At 64.5% G+C, this 21,906-nt stretch carries 21 protein-coding genes; 15 read left to right on the top strand and 6 right to left on the bottom strand.

What is annotated here, in order from left to right; all coding sequences use genetic code 11:
• Positions 1–324: 324 nt before the first annotated feature.
• From groES to HHL08_RS25545, 3 genes are all read left to right on the top strand, one after another.
• A complete protein-coding gene (gene groES / locus HHL08_RS07800; protein ID WP_007704439.1) occupies positions 325–612 on the top strand; it encodes a co-chaperone GroES in 288 nt (95 codons plus the stop codon).
• Positions 613–662: 50 nt separating this feature from the next.
• Positions 663–2,309, top strand: coding sequence for a chaperonin GroEL (groL, locus tag HHL08_RS07795; protein ID WP_169572087.1), 1,647 nt, complete (start codon positions 663–665; stop codon positions 2,307–2,309).
• A gap of 245 nt (positions 2,310–2,554) precedes the next feature.
• On the top strand, positions 2,555–2,950 hold the full coding sequence (locus HHL08_RS25545) for an excalibur calcium-binding domain-containing protein (RefSeq protein WP_235954979.1): 396 nt from the start codon (positions 2,555–2,557) through the stop codon (positions 2,948–2,950).
• 3 nt (positions 2,951–2,953) lie between these two features.
• Here HHL08_RS25545 and HHL08_RS07785 read toward each other — a convergent pair whose 3' ends face one another.
• Positions 2,954–3,646, bottom strand: coding sequence for a GNAT family N-acetyltransferase (locus HHL08_RS07785; protein ID WP_169572085.1), 693 nt, complete (start codon positions 3,644–3,646; stop codon positions 2,954–2,956).
• Between the two features lie 58 nt (positions 3,647–3,704).
• On the opposite strand from HHL08_RS07785, the gene HHL08_RS07780 reads away from it, so the two are divergent.
• Both HHL08_RS07780 and HHL08_RS07775 read left to right on the top strand, forming a co-directional pair.
• Positions 3,705–4,676, top strand: a complete 972-nt coding sequence (locus tag HHL08_RS07780; protein WP_169572082.1) for a bifunctional helix-turn-helix transcriptional regulator/GNAT family N-acetyltransferase — start codon at positions 3,705–3,707, stop codon at positions 4,674–4,676.
• Between the two features lie 56 nt (positions 4,677–4,732).
• Positions 4,733–6,712 carry a putative bifunctional diguanylate cyclase/phosphodiesterase gene (locus tag HHL08_RS07775; protein ID WP_206377767.1) on the top strand — a complete coding sequence of 660 codons (1,980 nt, stop codon included), beginning with the start codon at positions 4,733–4,735 and terminating at the stop codon, positions 6,710–6,712.
• A gap of 23 nt (positions 6,713–6,735) precedes the next feature.
• Here the strand turns inward: HHL08_RS07775 and HHL08_RS07770 are convergent, their stop codons facing one another.
• Entirely contained in the window at positions 6,736–7,704 is a 969-nt protein-coding gene (locus HHL08_RS07770) for a crotonase/enoyl-CoA hydratase family protein (RefSeq protein ID WP_169572080.1), read from the bottom strand.
• 238 nt (positions 7,705–7,942) lie between these two features.
• Here HHL08_RS07770 and HHL08_RS07765 point away from each other — a divergent pair, with 238 nt between their 5' ends.
• Together HHL08_RS07765 and tgt are read left to right on the top strand one after the other, a co-directional pair.
• Positions 7,943–8,122 (top strand): hypothetical protein, encoded by a 180-nt coding sequence (locus HHL08_RS07765; RefSeq protein WP_169572078.1) that lies wholly within the window; start codon positions 7,943–7,945, stop codon positions 8,120–8,122.
• A 56-nt stretch (positions 8,123–8,178) separates the two neighbouring features.
• Positions 8,179–9,309 (top strand): tRNA guanosine(34) transglycosylase Tgt, encoded by a 1,131-nt coding sequence (gene tgt, locus HHL08_RS07760; protein ID WP_169572076.1) that lies wholly within the window; start codon positions 8,179–8,181, stop codon positions 9,307–9,309.
• Positions 9,310–9,317: 8 nt separating this feature from the next.
• Here the strand turns inward: tgt and HHL08_RS07755 are convergent, their stop codons facing one another.
• A complete protein-coding gene (locus tag HHL08_RS07755; RefSeq protein ID WP_169572300.1) occupies positions 9,318–10,820 on the bottom strand; it encodes a sensor histidine kinase in 1,503 nt (500 codons plus the stop codon).
• Between the two features lie 88 nt (positions 10,821–10,908).
• On the bottom strand, positions 10,909–11,163 hold the full coding sequence (locus HHL08_RS25540) for a NepR family anti-sigma factor (protein ID WP_235954978.1): 255 nt from the start codon (positions 11,161–11,163) through the stop codon (positions 10,909–10,911).
• A 276-nt stretch (positions 11,164–11,439) separates the two neighbouring features.
• Here HHL08_RS25540 and HHL08_RS07745 point away from each other — a divergent pair, with 276 nt between their 5' ends.
• The 8 genes from HHL08_RS07745 to HHL08_RS07715 all read left to right on the top strand — a co-directional run bounded on the left by HHL08_RS07745 (position 11,440) and on the right by HHL08_RS07715 (position 20,732).
• On the top strand, positions 11,440–12,228 hold the full coding sequence (locus HHL08_RS07745; RefSeq protein WP_169572296.1) for a response regulator: 789 nt from the start codon (positions 11,440–11,442) through the stop codon (positions 12,226–12,228).
• A 76-nt stretch (positions 12,229–12,304) separates the two neighbouring features.
• Positions 12,305–12,436, top strand: a complete 132-nt coding sequence (locus HHL08_RS25915; protein WP_268932690.1) for a hypothetical protein — start codon at positions 12,305–12,307, stop codon at positions 12,434–12,436.
• A gap of 117 nt (positions 12,437–12,553) precedes the next feature.
• A complete protein-coding gene (locus tag HHL08_RS07740; protein ID WP_169572074.1) occupies positions 12,554–13,198 on the top strand; it encodes a sigma-70 family RNA polymerase sigma factor in 645 nt (214 codons plus the stop codon).
• Positions 13,199–13,250: 52 nt separating this feature from the next.
• Positions 13,251–13,514 (top strand): hypothetical protein, encoded by a 264-nt coding sequence (locus HHL08_RS07735; RefSeq protein ID WP_169572072.1) that lies wholly within the window; start codon positions 13,251–13,253, stop codon positions 13,512–13,514.
• A 334-nt stretch (positions 13,515–13,848) separates the two neighbouring features.
• Positions 13,849–15,237 (top strand): TIGR03013 family XrtA/PEP-CTERM system glycosyltransferase, encoded by a 1,389-nt coding sequence (locus tag HHL08_RS07730; protein ID WP_169572070.1) that lies wholly within the window; start codon positions 13,849–13,851, stop codon positions 15,235–15,237.
• Between the two features lie 13 nt (positions 15,238–15,250).
• Complete coding sequence (gene prsK / locus HHL08_RS07725; RefSeq protein ID WP_169572068.1) at positions 15,251–17,323, top strand: XrtA/PEP-CTERM system histidine kinase PrsK; 2,073 nt, start codon at positions 15,251–15,253, stop codon at positions 17,321–17,323.
• Entirely contained in the window at positions 17,323–18,687 is a 1,365-nt protein-coding gene (gene prsR, locus HHL08_RS07720; RefSeq protein WP_169572066.1) for a PEP-CTERM-box response regulator transcription factor, read from the top strand. The genes prsK and prsR overlap by 1 nt, the downstream gene beginning before the upstream one ends.
• Positions 18,688–18,692: 5 nt before the next feature.
• Positions 18,693–20,732, top strand: a complete 2,040-nt coding sequence (locus HHL08_RS07715) for a tetratricopeptide repeat protein (RefSeq protein ID WP_169572065.1) — start codon at positions 18,693–18,695, stop codon at positions 20,730–20,732.
• A 94-nt stretch (positions 20,733–20,826) separates the two neighbouring features.
• Here HHL08_RS07715 and HHL08_RS07710 read toward each other — a convergent pair whose 3' ends face one another.
• Positions 20,827–21,171 (bottom strand): GntR family transcriptional regulator, encoded by a 345-nt coding sequence (locus tag HHL08_RS07710; protein WP_129925954.1) that lies wholly within the window; start codon positions 21,169–21,171, stop codon positions 20,827–20,829.
• A 72-nt stretch (positions 21,172–21,243) separates the two neighbouring features.
• Positions 21,244–21,822: a nitroreductase family protein gene (locus tag HHL08_RS07705; protein WP_169572063.1), complete on the bottom strand. Its 579-nt coding sequence runs from the start codon at positions 21,820–21,822 to the stop codon at positions 21,244–21,246.
• Positions 21,823–21,906 lie beyond the last annotated feature (84 nt).

Here is a 21,906-nt window from a genome sequence, read left to right as displayed (position 1 = left end):
TCATCAAATATTCCCAAAACGACATGCATAAGGAATCGGCGCACTATCCGCGCAATCCATCGCGTTGGGGATGACGGTTGGTGGGCCATGTCCTATCGGCGGCGACACGATGTTGGCCGTTTGGGACGCCAGAAATTTTACCGCCGTCGCCCTTGACCAACGAAACATGTTTTCCATATGCATGCCGCTGGCACTCTTGTTCAACGAGTGCTAACAACGCGAAGTTCATCGGGAGACGGACAAGCGGACAGGGCATTTGCGGGGGAGATCGTCCCCCGATCCTGTGCGCTGCCCCCTCCCCAAAGTTAGGGAAAGGCAATCAACATGGCATTTCGTCCATTGCACGACCGTGTTCTCGTCCGCCGCATCGAAGCGGAAGCGAAGACCGCCGGCGGCATCATCATCCCCGACACCGCCAAGGAAAAGCCGCAGGAAGGCGAGATCGTCTCCGTCGGCACCGGCAGCAAGGCCGAAGATGGCAAGGTGACCCCGCTGGACGTCAAGGCCGGCGATCGCGTGCTGTTCGGCAAATGGTCGGGCACCGAAGTCAAGGTCGACGGTGAAGACCTGCTGATCATGAAGGAATCGGACATTTTGGGCGTCGTTGCCTAAATTTCCATTCCTGTTTTCTCTGTTTCTCCTATCAAAGAAGGTAAAAGATCATGGCAGCGAAGGACGTAAAGTTTTCGCGTGACGCCCGTGAGCGCATTCTGCGCGGCGTCGATATCCTGGCCGACGCGGTCAAGGTGACCCTGGGGCCGAAGGGCCGCAACGTCGTCATCGACAAGAGCTTTGGTGCGCCCCGCATCACCAAGGACGGCGTCAGCGTCGCCAAGGAAATCGAACTGAAAGACAAGTTCGAGAATATGGGCGCCCAGATGGTCCGCGAAGTTGCTTCGAAGACCAACGACATCGCCGGTGACGGCACCACCACCGCGACCGTGCTGGCCCAGGCCATCGTGCGCGAAGGCATGAAGTCGGTTGCCGCCGGCATGAACCCGATGGACCTGAAGCGTGGCATCGACCTCGCCGTGATCAAGGTTGTCGAAGACCTCAAGGCGCGTTCGAAGCCGGTTTCCGGCACCGCCGAAATCGCTCAGGTTGGCATCATTTCCGCCAACGGTGACCGTGAAGTCGGCGAGAAGATCGCCGAAGCCATGGAAAAGGTCGGCAAGGAAGGCGTCATCACCGTGGAAGAGGCCAAGGGTCTCGACTTCGAACTGGACGTCGTGGAAGGCATGCAGTTCGACCGCGGTTACCTGTCGCCCTACTTCATCACCAACCCGGAAAAGATGTCGGTCGAACTGGCTGATCCGTACATCCTGATCCACGAAAAGAAGCTGTCGAACCTTCAGTCGATCCTTCCCATTCTGGAAGCCGTCGTTCAGTCGGGCCGTCCCCTGCTGATCATCGCGGAAGACATTGAAGGCGAAGCGCTGGCGACCCTGGTCGTCAACAAGCTGCGTGGCGGCCTGAAGGTTGCTGCGGTCAAGGCACCTGGCTTTGGCGATCGTCGCAAGGCGATGCTGGAAGACATCGCCGTCCTGACCAAGGGCGAAGTCATCTCCGAAGACCTGGGCATCAAGCTGGAAAGCGTCACGCTGTCCATGCTGGGCACCGCCAAGCGCGTCACCATCGACAAGGACAATACCGTCATCGTCGATGGCGCTGGCGACCATGACTCGATCAAGGGCCGTACCGAGCAGATCCGTCAGCAGATCGAGCACACCAGCTCGGACTATGATAAGGAAAAGCTGCAGGAACGCCTGGCGAAGCTGGCTGGCGGCGTTGCCGTCATCAAGGTTGGCGGCGCGACGGAAGTCGAAGTCAAGGAGCGGAAGGATCGCGTCGACGACGCTCTCCATGCAACCCGCGCAGCTGTCGAAGAAGGCATCGTCCCCGGCGGCGGTACGGCTCTGTTGTACGCAACCAAGGCTCTGAACGGCCTGGCCGGCGTCAATGACGACCAGACCCGCGGCATCGACATCGTTCGCAAGTCGCTGACCGCTCTGGTTCGCCAGATCGCCAGCAATGCGGGCCATGACGGCGCTGTCGTGTCGGGCAAGCTGCTCGACCAGGACGACACCTCGTTCGGCTTCAATGCGTCGACCGACGTGTATGAAAACCTGGTTGCCGCCGGCGTGATCGACCCGACCAAGGTCGTCCGCACCGCGCTGCAGAACGCTGCTTCGGTGGCCGGCCTGCTCATCACGACGGAAGCCGCCGTGTCCGAGCTGCCCTCCGACGACAAGTCGCCGATGGGCATGCCCGGCGGTGGCATGGGCGGCATGGGCGGCATGGACTTCTAAAGCGATCGTAGCGGGCGGGGCTTGGCTCCGTCTGCGGTTCGATCGCGGGAATGAAGTTTCCTGCTTTCCTGACGCAAAAGAAGGGGCTGGTGGAGCAATCCACCGGCCCTTTTCTTTTTTTGCCCGGAAACCGGCCGTTTACTGGTTATGACTAACCGTCCGGCATGACCTTCAAAAAGCCATTCCAGGCCGTCCCCGTAAGATTGGGCGCGCATTACCAAGCCCGGCAATTGCGGAGCAGGCGCATGAATATGGTAAAATATGCAGCTGGCGTGGTGGCGCTGTGTCTGGCTGGCGGCGCGGTCGGTTATCTGACGCGGCCGGTCGATGCGCCTGTGGTGGCGGCAGACAAGGCGATTGCGACCATGGTGACGACTGTTCCTGTCGTGCGGGAGCGGCCGATGAGCGCGGCGGACCTAGATGCGCAGCAGCCGTCCGGTGGGGCAATTGCCCAGCGCGCGCCGACGGTCCAGCACATATCAGCGCAGCAGGTGAGGGCGTCTGCCGGAGCATGGTCCTATCGCGGCTGCGATGAAGTACGGGCCGCGGGCGCGGCACCGCTCTATCGCGGGCAGCCCGGCTATGGCGTGCATATGGATGGCGACCTTGACGGCATCGCCTGCGAGCCGATCCGCCAATAGCCGCTAGAGCGTCACCACCATCATTGGCAATTCCGCCCGGACATTGAACCCTAGCGTCCGGTAGAGCGCGATCGTGCGGTCGTGCGCGGCATAGGCATGGAGGCAGGGGGTGTCGCCCCGGTCCAGCATCGCTTGCGCGACGATCCGCATCAGCGCGCCGGCCAGCCCGCGACCGCGCCAGTCGGGGTGGGTGCAGACGCCGCTGACTTCGGTGAAGCCGGGCATCGCCATGCGCTCCCCCGCCATCGCGATCAACTGGCCCTTGTCGCGCACACCGATGAAGCGGCCCAGCCTATGGGTCAGGGGCGCGAACGGTCCCGGCCGGGTGAGCAGGGCGAGGGCGCGCATGTTCGCGGCGTCACTTTCGTCCAATGTCACCCAGGCGGGCGGGGCGGAGGAGGCGGGGGTGATCGACGGCGCGACCATTTGCGCCAGCGTTGCGGTGCGCAGGACGGTGACGCCCGGCGGCGGCGTCACCGCATCAGGGCCGACCAGCCAGAGTTCGCCAGCGTCCGGCACCAGCGCCGCAAGCGCCGCCCGGCTGTCGGCGCTGTCGTCCGCTGCGGCGGCGAAAGGGCCATAAAGCGGGTCGATCCGGCGCGCGCGAGCGTCGCCCTGCGCCAGCGCGGACCAGCCGGTCGACAGGCTGTGCCAGACGGGGTGATCGAGCGGATGAGACAGGGAGTTGGACACCATTAGAGGCTTTCGATTATTAGTTGACGATAGCAACTATCATGGCTTAGCCTGCCCCGCAATGACCGATGATCGACCCCCCGCCGATATCTCCCCCGCGCGCGCCGCACCCGAAACCGTGGCGGCGCTGCGCGCCTTCAACCGTTTCCACACCCGGTTCGCGGGCGTGTTGCAGCCCAGCTATATGGACAGCGGCATGGGCGTGACGGCCGCGCGGCTGCTGTATGAAATCGCGCAGGCCGAGGCGGGCGTGCTGGCCAGCAGTTTGCGCGAGCAGATGGGGCTGGACGCCGGCCATGCCAGCCGCATCATCGCCGGCTTCGAGAAGCGCGGATGGATCGCGCGTGGGCGGGGGAGCGACGCGCGGCAGCGGCCGATCGCGCTGACCGCGCAAGGGCGCGCGGCCTTTGCGGCGATCGATGCGCGCACCCGCGCCGATACCGCCGCGCGGATCGCCGGGCTGGACCGGGCGCAGCAGGACGACCTGGTCGCGGCATTGGGCCAGGTCCGCGCGCTGCTGGGCGATCCGATGATGGGCGAGGGGACGGCGGACGACTGGTCGATCCGTCCCTTCCGCATCGGCGACCTGGCGCTGGTCGCGTCACGCCAGGCGCGGCTATATGAAGCAGAATATGGCTGGGGGCGGACGATGGAGGTGATGCAGGGGGAGATCACGACCGCCTTCCTGCGCGATTTCAAGCCGGGCCGGGAACAGGCCTGGATCGCCGAGCGCGACGGCGCGATGCTGGGTGCGGTATTGCTGGTCGATGCGGGCGACGATGTCGGGCAATTGCGGCTGTTGCATGTGGAGCGCGCCGCGCGGGGGATGGGCATCGGCCGGGCGCTGGTTGATCAGTGCATCGGTTTCGCGCGTGATGCGGGCTATCGGCGGGTGATGTTGTGGACTCAGGATGTCCTGACCCATGCCCGCCGCCTGTATGAATCGGCGGGATTTATGCCAGCCGATCGCGAGGCGCACAATCTTTTCGGGGCCGAAATGATGGGCGAACGCTGGATATTGTTGCTGCATTAACCGAATAATAAAGGAAGAAATGCGATCACCTGAGCGGGAACCGGAGACCCGCCATTTTGCGCCTGCTGAAAACATTGCTGGAACGGCGCAAAGCGCAGGAACCGGGGCAGGATGCCGAGGTGCGGCGTAGCCTGGTCGAATCACTTTATGCGTCCCCAGCTTCGCTGACCATCGGCGCCGTCACCGGCGTTGCCGTCGGCATCGTCATCAGCACATTGTCCGCGCCGGGGCCGATCCAGATCGTCGTGTCGGTGCTGTGCCTGGTGGCGACGTTGCGGGTCGTGTCCGCTATTTTCTTTCATCGCCAGTTGGTGCGCGGCGCTGCGGTCGCATCGCGCAACTGGGAACTGGCCTATGAACTGGGCGCCTGGGGCTATGCCGGGCTGCTTGGATTAATGGCCTTCGTCACCCTGATCGGATCGGCCGATCCGGTCACCCATATGTTGAGCGTGTCGATGGCGACCGGCTATGCAGGCGGCATTTCCGGCCGCAATGCGGGCCGCGTGCAGATCGCCATCGGGCAGGTATGCCTGACGCTGCTGCCGACAGCGACCGGGCTGTGGCTGGAAGGATCGACCGGCTATCGCGTGTTGTCGGTGGCGATGGTGATGATGGTTCTGGGCTTGGCCGAAATCAGCTCCACCATCCACCGCATCGTCGTGCAGGCGCTGGTCGGCAAGCGCGACAAGTCGTTGCTGGCCGACAAGTTCGAGCGGCTGGCGCGGTTCGACAGCCTGACCGGTCTGGAAAACCGCATGGCGATGCAGATGCGCCTGCGCGAGATATTCGAGACGAACCACAAGCGGAACGACGCCGTCACGATCCTGTGGATGGACATCGACCGGTTCAAGGAAATCAATGATTCGCTGGGCCATATGGTCGGCGACCAGTTGTTGCGCAGCGTTGCGGAGCGACTGAACGACGTGGTGCAGGGGCGCGGGCGCATCGCCCGGTTCGGCGGCGACGAATTCGTCGTCATCTGCCCCGACATGGACCGGGTGACGGCGGCCGCCCTGTCGCAGGAAATCATCGCCTATTTCGCCCATGGTTTCGACCTGAGCGACAATCACCTCTCCGTCACCGCCTCCATCGGTTACGCCGTCGCGCCGCAGGACGGGCGCGACATGGACGAATTGATGCTGCATGCCGACCTGGCGCTGTACGAAGCCAAGCGGGAAGGGCGCAACCGTGCGGCCAGTTTCAACTGGTCGCTGAAGGAGCGGTTCAACCGCGTCCATGAGATCGAGACGGGCCTGCGCCGGGCGCTGGATGGCGGCGAATTGAAGCTGCTTTTCCAGCCTATCGTCAATCTGGATGGGGGCCATATCGACGCCTGCGAAGCGCTGCTGCGCTGGGATCATCCGGTGTTGGGGCCGATCCCGCCGTCCGAATTCATTCCCATCGCAGAGGGGATGGGCATGATCGAGGCGATGACCGGATGGGTGTTGCGCGAAGCGTGCGCCGCGGCCGTATCCTGGCCGGGCGATGTCCGCATCGCGATCAACATCTCGCCAGCATCGCTCAAATGTTCCGAACTGCCCGGCAATGTCATCGCCGCGCTGTTGGAAACCGGGCTGCCGGCGCGCAGGCTGGAGCTGGAAGTCACCGAATCGATCTTCCTCGACAATAGCGGGCAGACCAATGCGATCCTGCGCGAGTTGCAGCGGATCGGGCTGAGGCTGGCGCTCGATGATTTCGGTACGGGTTACAGCGCACTGTCCTATCTGCGGTCCTACCGGTTCGACACGCTCAAGATCGACCAAAGTTTCATGGCGGGGGTCAGCGCCAATGCCGAGGACCGCGCGATCGTGCGCGCGATCGGCAATCTGGCGCGTGACCTGAGCATGGATACGGTAGCGGAGGGGATCGAGACGGCGGATCAGCTGGCGCATGCCCGTGAAGCCGGTTTCACCAACGTCCAGGGCTATTTGTTTAGCCGCCCGGTGCCGCGCGAGCGGATCGCCGAACTGATCGCCGCCGGTCCGCTGGATGGCAGCGAGCGGCCCGATCCTGTGCGCCGCCGCCGCCGCGCCTGAACGCGGCGGCCTGCATCATATCATCAGCGCAACCGTGTTTGCGCCGCGGCCAGCCGGCGCATCATCCGCAAATCCCGGTCCGACAGCGCCAGCGCGGTGTCGGTCCAGGTTTCGACGATGTCGATCAATTCTTCCAGCATCATCGGATTGACCCGGCGGCCCGCCCGGTTGATGCCGACATAGCCGGCATGATGGGCGCTATGGTCCTTGATCCACTGGGCGGTCGCGTCCTCACCCTCTCCGGTGTCGACGACCTGGGTGACGATGCCCATTTCGCACATTTCCTCAGCGGTGTAGATGTGACCCTCTGTCAGCATCTGGCGCGCCAGCACCGGGCCGACCCGGCGCGAGAGGATGGAATAGGCACCCATGCCAGGGAACAGCCCAAACAGCACTTCGGGCAGGCCAAAGCGCGCCTGCCGCTCGGCGATAATGACGTCGAAGCACATCAGCGCTTCCAGTCCGCCACCCAGCGCATCACCCTGGGCCAGGCCGATATTGATGACGTTCATGTCATTGCAGTGCCAGATGCGGTCGACGATCTCGCAGCAGGCGATGCCATATTTCAACAATGTTTCGCGGTCGCGCCGCTGGATACATTCGGCGAACATCTCCAAGTCGCCGCCCAGGTTGAACACGCCGGGAAAGCGCGATCCGAGCACCATGAATTTGAGCGGGCCGTCCCGGCCGTTCCCGTCTGTGCCGCCAAACACGCGGCGGCTTTCGCGCTGCCAGGCCATGGTGTCGCGAATCAGGCCCAGATTGCTGTTGGGTCGTTCCAGCGGCGTCATGAACGCCCAGAGAGTCGCCAGATCTGCGTCCCAGCGCACGTCGATCTGGCCCAGATCGAACAGCGTCGATTGGCGAAAAGCCGCGTCGAGCGCGCTTTCCGTAGCGGCGAGCGGCGGATGGTCGCCGGCATTTGAAAAATGGTCCTCGGAGGCATGTTCAGCCTCGTCTCTGGTGGGATTAAACCGTCCTGAATCAATCATATGCGACCCCGTTTTTCTATATTGATTGAAAAGATCAGGCTGGACAGCAGCATGCAATCGACAGGTCATTCATTGACAGGCTGTTAACCATTTTTGCCCCCGACTGTTGCAAGGAGGTCGCCCCAAACCGCCCGGAACCGGCCCACATGTGGCGCGAATGCCACAAAAGCCGTTGTTGCACGGCAGTAAGATTATGGGGTCAGGGCTTTGTTAACCTTTATTAATTATCCCGACTGGCATGAACGACGCGCGTCCCGCCACCCCTTGTGTCACCCTGGCCCTGCATGATGCGGACGGCACGCCATGGCCGTTGCGCCTGTCGGCCGACTGCCTGCGCTTCATCGGTGCCTATCGGCGGGTCGATGGATTCAATATCGACGCGATGGCGCTGTTCGACGGGGTCCGCAAGGCGGGTTGATCGGGCTGAATCGCCGCATCCTTGTGTGCGCGGCTGTTCGCTCTTAAAGCGCGGCGATGACCAAGCCTCGTTTCTCCTTCGCGATCAGCGCCACCGACGGCAAGGCCCGCACCGGCGCGATCCAGATGCGCCGCGGCGAAATCCGCACCCCCGCCTTCATGCCCGTGGGCACGGCCGCGACCGTCAAGGCGATGCGTCCAGCCGAAGTGCGCGCGGCTGGTGCCGACATTATCCTGGGCAATACCTATCATCTGATGCTGCGTCCCGGCGCCGAGCGCATGGCGCGCCTGGGCGGTTTGCACGGCTTCATGGGCTGGGACCGGCCGATCCTGACCGACAGCGGCGGTTATCAGGTCATGAGCCTGTCCGCGCTCACCAAGATGAGCGAAGAGGGGGTGGCCTTTTCCAGCCATATCGACGGGTCGAAGCATATGCTGACGCCGGAGCGGTCGATGGAGATTCAGCGGCTGCTGGACAGCGACATCGTCATGGCCTTTGACGAATGTACGAAAAATGGCTGTACCCATGACGAGGCGGGGCGGTCGATGGAGCGGTCAATGCGCTGGGCCAAGCGATCGCGCGACGGATTCGACGCGGGTGGCGAGCATGCCGAGCGGGCCGCGCTGTTTGGCATCCAGCAGGGTTCGCTCGACGAAGGGTTGCGCCGGATTTCAGCGGAAAAGCTGACCGAGATCGGCTTCGATGGCTATGCCGTGGGCGGATTGGCGGTGGGCGAGGGGCAGGCGGCGATGTTCGCCACGCTCGATTTCGCGCCGGACATGCTGCCGCAGGACAAGCCACGCTACCTGATGGGGGTGGGCAAGCCCGACGACATCGTCGGCGCGGTGGAACGCGGCATCGACATGTTCGATTGCGTGCTGCCGACGCGATCGGGTCGCAATGGCCAAGCCTTCACCTGGGCCGGGCCGCTCAATATCCGCAACGCCAAGTTCAACGAGGATATAGGGCCGATCGATCCGCGCTGCGGCTGTCCGGTCTGCGCGACCTGGAGCCGCGCCTATCTGCACCATCTGGTGAAGGCGGGCGAAATGCTGGGGGCGATGCTGATGACCCAGCATAATATCCATTTCTACCAGGAACTGATGCAGGGGCTGCGCGACAATATCGCGGCCGGCACGCTGGCCAGCTTCACCGCCGATTTCCGCCGCGATTACCAGCGGGTCTGAGCAGATGCTTAGGGAATGACGGTGATGGTGATGGCGTAGCTGCCCGCTTCGCCGTCATAATCCAGCGGCGCGCGCAACTGGCGCGACAGACCGGTCAGAACGCGACCATAGCGTTCGTCCAGCCGGCCGGTCATGGCCTCCGACGCCTGAAGGCCGGGCGATCGCACCATCAGCCGGGCGCGATCGTCGCGGTCCGGCTCCACCTGCACGCTGATCTGCATCGTCGCCTGCGGCGCGAGCATCATCGCCAGTTCGACCAGTTCGGTCAGCAGGAAGGCTATCGGCACGGCGACATCCTGGCTGATGTGCAGATTGTCGCTGTCGATCTGGATCGCGAAGCGGCGCGCGGCGGCCGGGGCGGTGCCGCGCAGGCTGGCCGACAATTCGCTGATGAGCGGGCGGACGCCGACGCCGCGATTTTCCTCCAGCTCCGCAAAATGATTGCGGTGGACGACGGACAGGGCATCGACCCGGCGCTGGATCGAGGCATAGGCCTCGACTGCTTCAGGATCATGGGCCGCGCGAGCGTGAAGATTGATGAGGCTGGCGATGATTTGGAGGTTGTTCTTGACCCGGTGATGGACTTCGCGCGTCAGTTTGCGCTGGGTTTCCAGGCTTTCCGAAATTTCCGCCTCATGGGTGGCGACGTCCATGCTGATTTCGTGGAAGGTTTCGCCCAGCGCCACGATTTCCAGCGCGGGCGTGCGAATCCGCTGCAAGGGTTGGAGCACTTCGCCGGGCTGATAATCCGCCACGACCCGTTGCAACAGCACCAGCGGGCGAATGAGCAGGCGGTTGACCACGAACCAGCCGATCGCCGCGGCGGCGAACCACATCACCAGCGGCAGGAACAGCGACAGCATCCGCGCCAGCGTGGCGGGCGGTTCGCGCACCGTCATGGTCAGCAATATGTCGGGCGGGTCGAGCCGGGCGGACAAGCTGTTGCTGTCGCCACGGATGCCAACGCCCGGACGGCTGACGATCAACTGCCTGGCGCCCTGGCGCAGGCTGAGTTGGCGATTCTGCAAGGCGGTGGCAGGGTCGGCGATGCTTTCGAGATGGCCGCGCGAATAATAGGATAGCGCGACCAGTCGGCGATTGCCGCTGCGCACGCGGCTGACCAGATGGGTCGGCAGCAATTGCGCCATCGGGCGGGCGAAACGGTCGGCGGGCACGACACCTGCCGGTTCGGGTTTGGGCGAATTGCACAAGCGGTTGCCTGCACGATCGTAGATGTAGAAATGCCCGCCTTCGGCATCGTGGGACGTCAAGAAGAAGGCGAGCCGCCGGCACATGCCCTTGTCCGCGGCATTATTGGCCAGCGCGTTGACGACGAGTTCGAGCGCTGTGCGGTCGGATTGCAGGTCGGCGGTCAGCTTGCGCGCGCTCTGCGTCACGGCGACGCGCAGCAGCGCTTCCTTTTCCAGGTCGGCAGTACGGATCGCCTGAAGCGATGCGACGAGCGCGATCAGCCCCAGCGGCAACAGAGCCAGCGTCAGGATGAGGAACATCTTGACGCCGGTGGAGCGGAAAAAATGCAGCAATGGCTCGATCAAGGAGCGGGCTGCCGGAGGAAGGCTGCCCCCATTCATCTGTGCGTCAGTCCAATTTGCTCAGCAGGTCCAGCATTTCGGACGGAATATCCTCATCCACGGCGCGCTGATAGACGGTGCGCAGGGCCTGGGACACATGCGCGTCCTCCTTACCCGCGGGCGGCGGACCTTTCTGCTTTTCGGCGGCACCCGTCATCTTTGCTTTCCGGGTTGCGGCGTCGGCACTCTTGTCGTCATCGGCCACGCCCCGCTCCGTCGTTGAAGAAACCAAAATCAGCCCCTCTGCAGCCATTTCCGCCATATAGGCACGCCCGTTTCGCCGGTTTGCGCCATGACGTCAATTCGCACAATCATGCAATTCATGGGAAATTCACGATATCGTCTAAAAATCCATGTGGGAGCGAAACAAATTCGGTTGTCGATGGTTCCGCCCCACGAAGCATTTTTTACGCTGCGCAACTTTGCGTAGCTATGGGGCGGCGGGGGGTTGTCATCCTGACATGGACATTCCATCCTTCCACCATGTCCCCGCGCTTCGGGACAATGTAGCCCTGACGGGCAGGGAGAAGACTTGACGATGTCGCTTGGACAGCAACTACACCCCCACCTTCCGTTCCTGCGGCGCTATGCGCGGGCGCTGACCGGCAGTCAGAATCATGGCGACGCCTATGTCCGCGCCGCGTTGGAAGCGATCGTCGCTGCGCCGGAGGAGTTCCCCAGCGACGTCGATCCGCGTCTTGGCCTCTACAAGACTTTTCATGCCATCTGGTCGTCCGCCCATCTGGAAGATGTGCCGGTGAGCGGGAGCGGCCGCGAGGCGATCGCCCAGGCGCGTCTTGCCCGGCTGACGCCGCTGCCGCGCCAGGCGCTGCTGCTGACCGCTCTGGAAGGCTTTACCGTCGATGACGTAGCCTATCTGATCGACATGGACAGCAGCGATGTCGAAGCGCTGGTCGAGGAAGCGTTGAGCGAGATCGAGGCGCAGACCCGTGCCAAGGTGCTGATCATCGAAGACGAGCCGATCATCGCGATGGATATCGAGACGATCGTCCGCGACCTGGGCCATGACGTGACCGCCATCGCGGTGACGGCCGAAGACGCGGTGCGCGAAGCGCTGGCCGACCGTCCCGGCCTGGTGCTGGCCGATATTCAATTGGCCGACGACAGTAGCGGCATCGACGCGGTCAAGGACATCCTGGCCGAATTTTCGGTGCCGGTGATCTTCATCACCGCCTTCCCCGAACGGTTGCTGACGGGCGAGCGGCCCGAGCCGACCTTCCTCATCACCAAGCCGTTCCAGCGCGCTACGGTCAAGGCCGCCATTTCCCAGGCGCTGTTCTTTGACGAGGCGACTGCCCCTGCCTGAACGCGGGCGACCAGAAAGTCACGGAACCCCGATCGGAGCGCTGCGTTAATGATGCGTAACGATCGGGAGATCCGTCATGGTCGAGCAGGAACAGCATATCGCCACCGATGATGCGCGCGCCGGTGCCACGCCCAATGTGGTGCGGTATGTGCTCGCGATTTCGCTAGCGCTGGCAGTCATCGCCATGTTGCTGGTGATCTGGCGTTAAGGTGCATGTGGAAAGTTTGGTCTTTGACACTGATCGGTTTAGAGTACGGAAGTTCATATGGCTTTGACGACGTCGGTTCATGCGGCGAGTGCGGTTTCGGGCACGGGGGTTGTTCCCATGGATAATGACGTTGGCGAAATCAACGGGATCGAGGAGCGTGCCGCGCTATCCGATTCGGATTTCAAGCGCGAACTGGCTGCTGTCATTCCGCACCTCCGCGCCTTTGGCCGGTCGTTGTCGGGCAATCGCGATCTTGCCGATGATCTTGTGCAGGAAACGCTGTTGAAGGCTTGGGCGGCGCGTAATCGCTTCCAGGCCGGGACGAACATGCGTGCCTGGACCTTCATCATATTGCGCAACCATTATCTTTCGCAGATGCGCCGTTCGCGCTTCCGCGGCGATTGGGACGACCTGACGGCGGACCGCATCCTGGCGGCCCCGGCCGGGCAGGACAAGCATGTCGAATTGTCCGACATGCAGCGTGCCTTGCTGCAATTGCCCCAGCCCCAGCGCGAGGCGCTGATCCTGGTTGGGGCAGGCGGTTTTGCCTATGAGGAAGCGGCGGAAATCTGCGGCGTGGCGGTCGGTACGATCAAGAGTCGGGTCGCGCGCGGCCGCGCGGCGCTGGAACAGATATTGGAGAGCGGAGACCTGCCATCGCGCCGGACCCAGGAAACGACCGAAACCGCCGTGCTCGATGAGATCATGGAGGACGTCGATCGCCTGAGCCGCGGACGATCGATAGACAGCACGGATAAATAACCGGAACGATCGCGTCGCCCCGTCCGTTGTTGGCGGACAGAGGAGACGGATTATGGGTGACGCACCCTCCGGCCGCGAGGATGACCGGCCACCGCCTATAGCCACTGTCGAACGGTCGCGCGGCAGCGGCGTGGTATTCGCTCTTGTCGCGCTGGCGCTGATCCTGGCGATCGGCTTTTTTTACCTGACCAATGAACGACGGGTAGACCGCCAAGCCGACAAGATCACGCGCGCCGCCGGGACGGTGGATGACGCCGCGCGCGTCGTGGGCGATGCCGCCAAGAACGCAGCCGACACATTGCGCGATAATAATTAGTCGCTGTCCATCCAGCCTCGGCGCGGTCTAGGCCAGGCGGTGCCGCATATTCGGGGGCATGGCCCAGAATCGTTGCGCACCATTAGATGCTGGTGCCATGCGATTGGGCAGGAAGCGGTTTGGCTCATCGTTAACCGCCATAATCAACTTGCGCCGCAAAGCGGTTGCGACCCGGTCCCCGGTCCTAACCCGATAAAAGGTTGGACCGATATTCAGCATTTCTTTGCCATTTTCCGGCAGGGTGCGCGCACTGTCGGATTATCTTACAGCCATTGTAAGAAACTCCGAACCCGGAAGGCGCGCCATCATGGCGGCCAGCAGGATATGCGCGACGATGATCAGGCTGTTCAAACATTATGTACCGCATGCGGTGCTGTTGCTGGGGCTGCTCGATTTCGTGCTGCTGCTGTGCGCGGCCGAAGGCGGCTGGATATTGCGGGCGCGGCAGATCGGCATGGATGTCGATCATGTGATGACGCGGATGGGGCCGCTGCTCAGCTTCGCCTTCGCGATCCAGACCGGGATGATCGCGGTCGGCGTATATGGCGTCGAATCGCTGCAATCGATTCGTTTCGCCTTCGCGCGGCTGCTGGTGGCGGTGTCGCTGGGCGTGATCTTCCTGTCGGTGATCTATTTCCTGATGCCCGGTATGACGCTGTGGCGGTCCAATTCGCTCTACGCCATGGGCCTGGCCATGGCCTTGCTGGTGGCGGTGCGGTTGTTGCTAGGGTCGATGCTGGGCGGTGAAGCGTTCAAACGGCGGCTGGTCATCCTGGGCGCGGGTAATCGCGCCAACCGGATCAAGGATCTGGAGCAGAAGCGCGGCGCGGGTTTCCTGGTGGTGGGCTTCATCGCCATGAATGACGGGCCGCAGGTGATCCCCGAAGCGATCAACCGCGACGCCATTTTCAACCTGTCCGATTTCGTGGTGCGGCTGAACGCCAGCGAAGTCGTGCTGGCGCTGGAGGAGCGGCGCAACGCCATCCCCATGTCCGACCTGCTGCGGATTAAGACGACCGGCGTGCATGTCAACGACCTGTCCAGCTTTCTGGAGCGCGAGACGGGGCGCGTCGACCTGGCCAGCGTCAATCCCAGTTGGTTGATTTTTTCAGACGGCTTTTCCGCCGGTCGCCGCATATCGAGTTTTGCAAAACGCCTGTTCGACATCATCGCCAGCGCGATATTGCTGGCGCTGACCGGTCCGATCATCCTGCTCGCCGCGATTTTGGTGAAGATGGACAGCAAGGGGCCGGCCTTCTATCGCCAGCAGCGCGTTGGCCTTTTCGGCCAGGAATTCTGGATCGTGAAGCTGCGCACCATGCGGCTGGACGCGGAAGTCAACGGCAAGGCGCAATGGGCGGAAAAGGACGATCCGCGTATCACGCGCCTGGGCTATTGGCTGCGCAAGCTGCGGATCGATGAACTGCCGCAGACCTGGACGGTGTTGAAGGGCGAAATGAGCTTCGTCGGTCCGCGCCCCGAACGGCGCCAGTTCGTCGAGGATCTGGAGCAGCATCTGCGCTATTATGCCGAGCGGCATATGGTAAAGCCCGGGATCACCGGCTGGGCGCAGATCAACTATCCCTATGGCGCGTCGATCGAGGATAGCCGGCACAAGCTGGAATATGATCTATACTACGCCAAGAATTACACGCCCTTTCTGGACCTGTTGATCCTGATCCAGACGTTGCGGGTCGTGCTGTGGCCCGACGGCGCGCGCTGAGGCGATAGCGGGCATGGGCGCGCTCCTGCAATTTGTCGGCGACTGGGGGCATGCGCTCGCCGCGGTGCTGTTCGCGGCGCTGGGCATTTTCCTGTTGCGCCGCCGCGACGAGGCGCCAGAGCCGCGCCTGCTGTCGGCCGCGCTGTTGATGACATCCTGCTGGGCGCTCTATGTGTCGTTCGGCGGGGTGTCGAAGCCGTTGTCGGGGATCGGCGAAAGCATCCGCAACGCCGCCTGGCTGCTGGCGATGTTCGTCATGCTGCGGCGCGGGCCGGTGGGGCGCGCGGGGCCGACCGTGGCGATCTGCGCCGTCTATGCAGCGGTCGCCGGGCTGATCCTGCTCCAGACCTTCACCGACCTGGCCTGGCGGCAGATGGTGCCGGCCAGCGACCTGCATCGCGCGCTCGTCACCTGCTCGCTGATCCTGCGGATGATGACCGCGATCGGCAGTTTGCTGCTGGTCCATCATCTCTACACCGCCTGGCCGTCGCGCGAGCGGGGCGGGGTGGCGCTGCTGCTGGGCGCACTGGCGGCTATGTGGACCTATGACCTCAACCTCTATGTGATCTGCTATTTCGCGTCGGACCGGGTGAGTGAACTTTATGCGTTGCGCGGCCTGCTGATGGCGCTGATCGCGCCGGTGATCGCGGTGGGCATGCGCAAGGGGATGGCGGGGCGTTTGCAATTGTCGCGCGCCATCACCTTCCAGTCGCTCTCGATCGTTGCGGTGGGACTCTATGTCGCGGTGCTGACTGCCGCTGCGGTGCTGATCGAACTGATTGCCGGTCCCTATGCGCGGGTGGTGGAGATCGGCGCGGTGTTCTTCACCGCCGTCACCGCGCTGGTGCTGCTGCCATCGCCGCAGGTGCGGGCGCTGTGGAAGGTGCAGGTCGCCAAGCATTTCTTCCAGCATCGCTATGATTATCGCACCGAATGGATGCGCTTTGGCGACACGATCGGACGGCCCGGCGAAGACGCCGCGCCGCTGGGCGAGCGGGTGGCCAAGGCGATGGCCGACATCACCGATTCGCCCGCCGCCATGCTGCTGCTGCGCGACGAACGGGATGCGCTGTCGTTCGAGACGCATTGGAACTGGACCGGCGACCTGAGCGACGTGGATGCGGTCGCGCCGGCCACGGTGCTGCAAATCGAGAAGAGCGGCTGGATCGTCGATCTGGCGCGGCTGAAGACCGGGGACGGCGCGCTGGACCTGCCCGCCTGGATGACGCAGGATCGCCGCGCATGGGCGTTGGTGCCGCTGATCCATTATGGCCGGCTGATCGGCGCGCTGCTGCTGGCGCGCCCGCCGATCGACCGGCGGCTGGACTGGGAGGATTTCGACATGCTGCGCGCCGCCGGGCGGCAGGCAGCGACCCATATCAGCGAGGCGCAGGGCCAGCAGGCGCTGGACGACGCGCAGCGGTTCGAGGAATTCAACCGCCGCTTTGCCTTCATCATTCATGACGTCAAGAATCTGGTCAGCCAGTTGTCGCTGCTGTCGCGCAACGCCGAGCGCCATGCCGACAACCCCGATTTCCGCGCCGACATGGTGCTGACGCTCAAGGAATCGGTGGGCAAGATGAACGATATGCTCGCCCGGTTGTCGCAGCATAATAAGGGGCGGGCGGAAGAGCCGCGGCCGATGGCGCTAATCGACCTGTTGCAGCAGGTCGCCCGCACCCGCGCGCGCCTGCATCCGGTCCATGTCGCGGGTGACGCGCCCATGGCGCTGGCCGATCCGGCGCGGGTGGAGCAGATCGTCACCCATTTGCTGCAAAATGCGATCGACGCCAGCGCGCCCGACAGTCCGGTCGAGTTGCGCCTGTCCTCTGACGGCGGCGAGGCGGTGGTGGAGATCATCGATCGCGGCAGGGGCATGAGCGCCGAATATGTCCGCCGCGACCTGTTCAAGCCCTTTTCGTCCAGCAAGGCGGCGGGTTTTGGCCTGGGCGCGTTCGAGGCCCGCAGCCTGGCGCAGGCCATGGGCGGGCGGATCGAGGTCGAGAGCAAGCCCGGCGCGGGCAGCCGTTTCACGCTGCGCCTGCCGCTGGCGCCCCGGACAGATAGACAAGAGAAGGCCGCCTGATGAGCGACACCCGTCCCAAATTGCTGATCGTCGAGGATGATCCGGGCCTCCAGCGGCAACTCCGCTGGGCCTATGAGGATTATCAGCTGTTCATCGCGGGCGACCGACAGGAAGCGATCGAGATGTTGCGGGCGGAAACGCCCGATGTGGTGACGCTGGACCTGGGCCTGCCGCCAGACCCGGACGGCACCAGCGAAGGCTTTGCGACGCTGGCCGAGATGCTGAAGATCAAGCCGGACACGAAGATCATTGTCGCGTCCGGCCATGGCGCGCGCGAAAGCGCACTGGATGCGATTTCCGGCGGCGCTTATGATTTCTACCAGAAGCCGGTCGATATCGACGAACTGGGCCTGATCGTCCGCCGCGCCTTCCACGTTCATGCGCTGGAGCGGGAGAATGCACGGCTGGCCGAAACTGCGCCGGAGGACGGGAGGGTGCTGGGCCGCCTCATTTCCGGCGCGCCGGAGATGATGAAGGTGGCCCGGACGATCGAGCGGGTTGCCGCTGCGCAGGTGTCGGTGCTGTTGCTGGGTGCGAGCGGGACCGGCAAGGAGTTGCTGGCGCAGGGCCTGCATGACGCCAGCCCGCGGCGGGGCGGGGCGTTCGTGGCGATCAATTGCGCGGCTATTCCCGAGACGCTGCTGGAATCCGAACTATTCGGCCATGAAAAGGGCGCCTTCACCGGTGCGATCAAGACGACGCCCGGCAAGATCGAGCAGGCGCAGGGCGGCACATTGTTTTTGGACGAAGTGGGTGACATTCCGCTGGCGTTGCAGGTCAAGCTGCTGCGTTTCCTACAGGAGCGGGTGATCGAACGGATCGGCGGGCGTCAGCCGATCGCGGTCGATACCCGCATCGTGTGCGCGACCCATCAGAATCTGGAGCAGATGATTGCGGCGGGCACGTTCCGCGAGGATCTATTCTATCGCCTGGCCGAAATCGTCGTGCGCATCCCTGCTCTGAAGGACCGGGCGGGCGACCCGGCGCTGCTGGCGCGCCATTTCCTCACTCGCTTCGCGCGGGACATGAACCCGCAGGTCAAGGGACTGGCGCCCGATGCGTTAGCGGCGCTGGATGCGTGGGGCTGGCCCGGCAATGTGCGCGAACTGGAAAACCGTATGAAGCGTGCGGTCATCATGGCCGATGGCAAGATGATCACCGCCGCCGACCTCGACCTGGGCGATGCGCGGGCCGAGGGCGGCGACCTCGTCAACCTGAAGGCGGCGCGCGAAATGGCCGATCGCCGCGCCATCCGTCGCGCCATCGCCCGGACCGACGGCAATATCTCCGGCGCGGCCAAGATGCTGGGGATCAGCCGGCCGACGCTCTACGATCTGCTCAAACAATATCAGATGCAGGGTTGATCGCAATGCGCCGGTCCCGCCTGATCATCCTGGCCCTGTTGGTCCTGCTGCTGCTTGCAGGCGTAGGCCTGTGGCAATGGCGCGCGCATGAACGCGACGGCAGCGCCGCCCTGACGCGCGGACTGGCCGCGCTCGACAAGGGCGACGCGCGCACCGCGCGGATCGAGTTGATGAACGCGATCAAGGGCGCGCCGCGATCGGCGGTGGCGCATGAGGCGCAGGCGCGGGCGCTCGCCGAACTGGGCGATGGCGTGGGCGCGCAGGCGGCGGTGCAACGCGCGCGGGCGCTGGGCGCGCCACCGGCGCAGACGCGCGCCGTGATCGCGCAGGCGCTGTTGTTGCAGGCCGATCTGGACGGCGCGCTACGGGAAGCGCAGGCGGCCGATCTGCCGACTGATGCCGCGGTGCCGGCCGCGCGGGTCGTGGCGCGTGCCGCATTGGCGCAGGGAGACATGACTAGCGCGCGCGCGGCGCTGGACCGCGCGCTGAAGGCTGCGCCAGGCGATCCGGCCAATTGGGTCGAATTGGGCCGCCTGCGCATCCTGTCCGGGGATCAGGCCGGGGCGATCGCCGCGGCCGACCGGGCGGTGGCGCTGGCCCCGACCGATGCGAAGGCGCTGACCTTGCGCGGCGAACTGGTGCGCACCCAATATGGCCTCATGGCCTCGCTGCCCTGGTTCGAACGGGCGCTGGCGGCCAATCCCGATTCGGTGCCGACGCTGGAGCAATATGCCGCGACGCTGGCGGATGCGGGGCAGGCGAGCGCGATGCTGAGCCTGACCCGTCGCCTGATCGCGATCGATCCGTCCAACCCGCGCGCCTGGATGATGCAGGCGGTGATGGCGGCGCGCGCCGGGCAGGGCGATCTGGCGCGCACGCTGCTGGGCCGGACGCAGGGGCGGCTGGACGGGGAGCCAGCGACCCGGTTGCTGCGCGGCGTGCTGCAATTGCAGGATGGCAATCCGGTTCTCGCTGCCGACGCGCTTGGCCCGCTGGTCGCGGCGCAGCCGGAGAATCGCACCGCGCGCACGTTGCTGGCGCGGGCTTATCATAGTAATGGCGACTTTGCGTCCGCCGCCTCCACCCTGGCACCGATGGTGGCCCAGCGTGACGCCGATCCCTATGTGCTGACGCTCGCCGCGCGCGCGCAGGAAGCGATGGGCAACCGGGCGATGGCGGACGACATGCTGGCACGGGCCGCCTGGCCTGTGCGGGCGTCGGCGGATGCCTTCGCCAGCGCAGCGGACGGCGGGCTGGCGAACGGGCCAGCGCCGGCTAGCGCCGCGACTGCGCGCGACAATGTGCCCTATATTCGCGCGCTGCTCAGCACCGGGCGGACCGGGGAGGCGGTGGCGCGGGCGCGTCTGCTGAGCCGGGCCAATCCGGGCGCGCCCGATGCCTGGCTGATTCTGGGCGATACGCTGGGCGCGGACGGCGCGACGCAGGAGGGGGTGCGCGCCTATGAGGCAGCGGCCAATATCCGCTTCGATCGCGACGTGGCGTTGCGGCTGGCGGCGGCGTGGGGCCGGGTCGGGAACCCCGCGCGCGGGGCGCAGATCGTGCAACTGTTCCTGACGCAAAATCCCAATGATGTGGAGGCGCAGCGGCTGGCCGCAGGCATCGCGATGCAGGCGCAAGACTGGCGTGGCGCATTGCGGATGCTGCGCGCGGTGCAGGCGCAGATCGGGGAGAATGACGCGGTGCTGATGGCGGATATGGCCCGCGCGGCGCTGGAGAGTGGGGATCGCGCGAGTGCGCGGGCCTATGCGGCGCATGGCTATCGGTTGATGCCGGGCAATCCGCTGACCGCCGACATGTTCGGCTGGGTGTTGATGAAGACCGGCGAGAAGGGGCCGGTCGCGGTCGATTTGCTGGAAAAGGCGGTGGCGCTGGCACCGCAAGCGCCTGCGTTCCAGATGCATCTGGGGCAGGCCTATGCCGCTGCGGGGCGCAAGGGGGAAGCGAAGCTGGCGCTGGGCCGGGCCGCGGCGGTGCGGGGTTTTGCAGGGCGGCAGGATGCTTTGGACGCACTGGCGGCGCTGTAGTCTGGGGCCGCGTGCTCCTGCATAGGCGGGAGCCCAGTTCAAAACGTCGGACTGGGTTCCCGCCTGCGCGGGAACACGGCAAACCGAATGAGTGTCAGGCCTTCGCCAGATCCAGATCGTCCAGCCGGATTCCCAGCCGCTTGATTTGCGCCGCGACCGGGGGCCAGACGCTGTCGAGAAAGCGTTCGCGTTCGGCTTCGCGCAGGCGGCGGGTCGCGCCGTCGGCGACGAACATGCCGACGCCGCGCTTTACGACCACCAGCCCGTCATCCTGAAAGCTTTGATAAGCCTTGGCCACGGTCAGCGGGTTCGCGCCTTGCGTCGCGGCGAAAGCGCGCACCGATGGCAGCAGGTCGCCATCGGAAAATTCCCCATCCAATATGGAAGCGGCGATGATCTCACGCAGGCGGAGATAGACGGGTTTGGATTCGTCGGCCATAGTGCATCAGTGCCATAATACAGCCATGCAGGTCAATCCACATGGTTATCCAGCAAAGCTTTGCGATCGCAATTATCTTTCCCAGGTCGATACGATCGCGTCATATTCTGGCCGCGGCCGTTCTTCCTGCGCTTTGGCCGGGGTGCCGATGAAGACGAATCCGGCGATGGATTCGCCCGGCGCGCCAAAGGCTGCGCGAATGTCCGCATTATAGGTCGGCCATCCGGTCAGCCAGCCGCCGGCAAAGCCCAACGCATGGGTGGCGTGGAGCAGGTTCATGATCGCCGCGCCGACGGACAATTGCTGTTCCCAGACCGGGATTTTGCTGCCCGCCACTGGCGCTGACAGGGCGACCACGAGGGTCGGGGCCTGATGCGCGAACTGGTGCATCGCCTCTATTTCCAGCCGGCCAGCATCGGTCTTTTCGGCGCGATAGGCGGTTTCCAGTAGGTCCGCGAGCGCGGCCCGCTGGTCCGGCCGCACGATCACGAAGCGCCAGGGCGCGAGCTTGCCATGGTCGGGCGTGCGCAGCGCGACCTCCAATATCTGGCGCAGTTGCGCATCGTCCGGGCCGGGCGCGATCAGGTCGCGCGGCTTGCCGGAACGGCGGGTCTGGAGCAGGGCGAGCGGGGAGGAGAGGTCGTTGAACATCGTGCCGACAGATGGCGCGCTGTTCGCTTCGACGCAAGGGCGGGGTGCGCTTTTGACAGGACGAACCGATAGGTTCTAGGCTGC

It is taken from the genome of Sphingobium psychrophilum (assembly GCF_012927105.1).
Taxonomy (GTDB): domain Bacteria; phylum Pseudomonadota; class Alphaproteobacteria; order Sphingomonadales; family Sphingomonadaceae; genus Sphingobium; species Sphingobium psychrophilum.
This window is presented reverse-complemented; position numbering and strand designations above follow the sequence as displayed.

Excerpts from the sequence above, each read along its gene's own strand:
- groES (WP_007704439.1), top strand. The coding sequence starts at position 325 with ATGGCATTTCGTCCATTGCACGACCGTGTTCTCGTCCGCCGCATCGAA.
- groL (WP_169572087.1), top strand. The coding sequence starts at position 663 with ATGGCAGCGAAGGACGTAAAGTTTTCGCGTGACGCCCGTGAGCGCATT.
- HHL08_RS25545 (WP_235954979.1), top strand. The coding sequence starts at position 2,555 with ATGAATATGGTAAAATATGCAGCTGGCGTGGTGGCGCTGTGTCTGGCT.
- HHL08_RS07785 (WP_169572085.1), bottom strand. The coding sequence starts at position 3,646 with ATGGTGTCCAACTCCCTGTCTCATCCGCTCGATCACCCCGTCTGGCAC.
- HHL08_RS07780 (WP_169572082.1), top strand. The coding sequence starts at position 3,705 with ATGACCGATGATCGACCCCCCGCCGATATCTCCCCCGCGCGCGCCGCA.
- HHL08_RS07770 (WP_169572080.1), bottom strand. The coding sequence starts at position 7,704 with ATGATTGATTCAGGACGGTTTAATCCCACCAGAGACGAGGCTGAACAT.
- HHL08_RS07765 (WP_169572078.1), top strand. The coding sequence starts at position 7,943 with ATGAACGACGCGCGTCCCGCCACCCCTTGTGTCACCCTGGCCCTGCAT.
- tgt (WP_169572076.1), top strand. The coding sequence starts at position 8,179 with ATGACCAAGCCTCGTTTCTCCTTCGCGATCAGCGCCACCGACGGCAAG.
- HHL08_RS07755 (WP_169572300.1), bottom strand. The coding sequence starts at position 10,820 with ATGTTCCTCATCCTGACGCTGGCTCTGTTGCCGCTGGGGCTGATCGCG.
- HHL08_RS25540 (WP_235954978.1), bottom strand. The coding sequence starts at position 11,163 with ATGGCGGAAATGGCTGCAGAGGGGCTGATTTTGGTTTCTTCAACGACG.
- HHL08_RS07745 (WP_169572296.1), top strand. The coding sequence starts at position 11,440 with ATGTCGCTTGGACAGCAACTACACCCCCACCTTCCGTTCCTGCGGCGC.
- HHL08_RS25915 (WP_268932690.1), top strand. The coding sequence starts at position 12,305 with ATGGTCGAGCAGGAACAGCATATCGCCACCGATGATGCGCGCGCCGGT.
- HHL08_RS07740 (WP_169572074.1), top strand. The coding sequence starts at position 12,554 with ATGGATAATGACGTTGGCGAAATCAACGGGATCGAGGAGCGTGCCGCG.
- HHL08_RS07735 (WP_169572072.1), top strand. The coding sequence starts at position 13,251 with ATGGGTGACGCACCCTCCGGCCGCGAGGATGACCGGCCACCGCCTATA.
- HHL08_RS07730 (WP_169572070.1), top strand. The coding sequence starts at position 13,849 with ATGATCAGGCTGTTCAAACATTATGTACCGCATGCGGTGCTGTTGCTG.
- prsK (WP_169572068.1), top strand. The coding sequence starts at position 15,251 with ATGGGCGCGCTCCTGCAATTTGTCGGCGACTGGGGGCATGCGCTCGCC.
- prsR (WP_169572066.1), top strand. The coding sequence starts at position 17,323 with ATGAGCGACACCCGTCCCAAATTGCTGATCGTCGAGGATGATCCGGGC.
- HHL08_RS07715 (WP_169572065.1), top strand. The coding sequence starts at position 18,693 with ATGCGCCGGTCCCGCCTGATCATCCTGGCCCTGTTGGTCCTGCTGCTG.
- HHL08_RS07710 (WP_129925954.1), bottom strand. The coding sequence starts at position 21,171 with ATGGCCGACGAATCCAAACCCGTCTATCTCCGCCTGCGTGAGATCATC.
- HHL08_RS07705 (WP_169572063.1), bottom strand. The coding sequence starts at position 21,822 with ATGTTCAACGACCTCTCCTCCCCGCTCGCCCTGCTCCAGACCCGCCGT.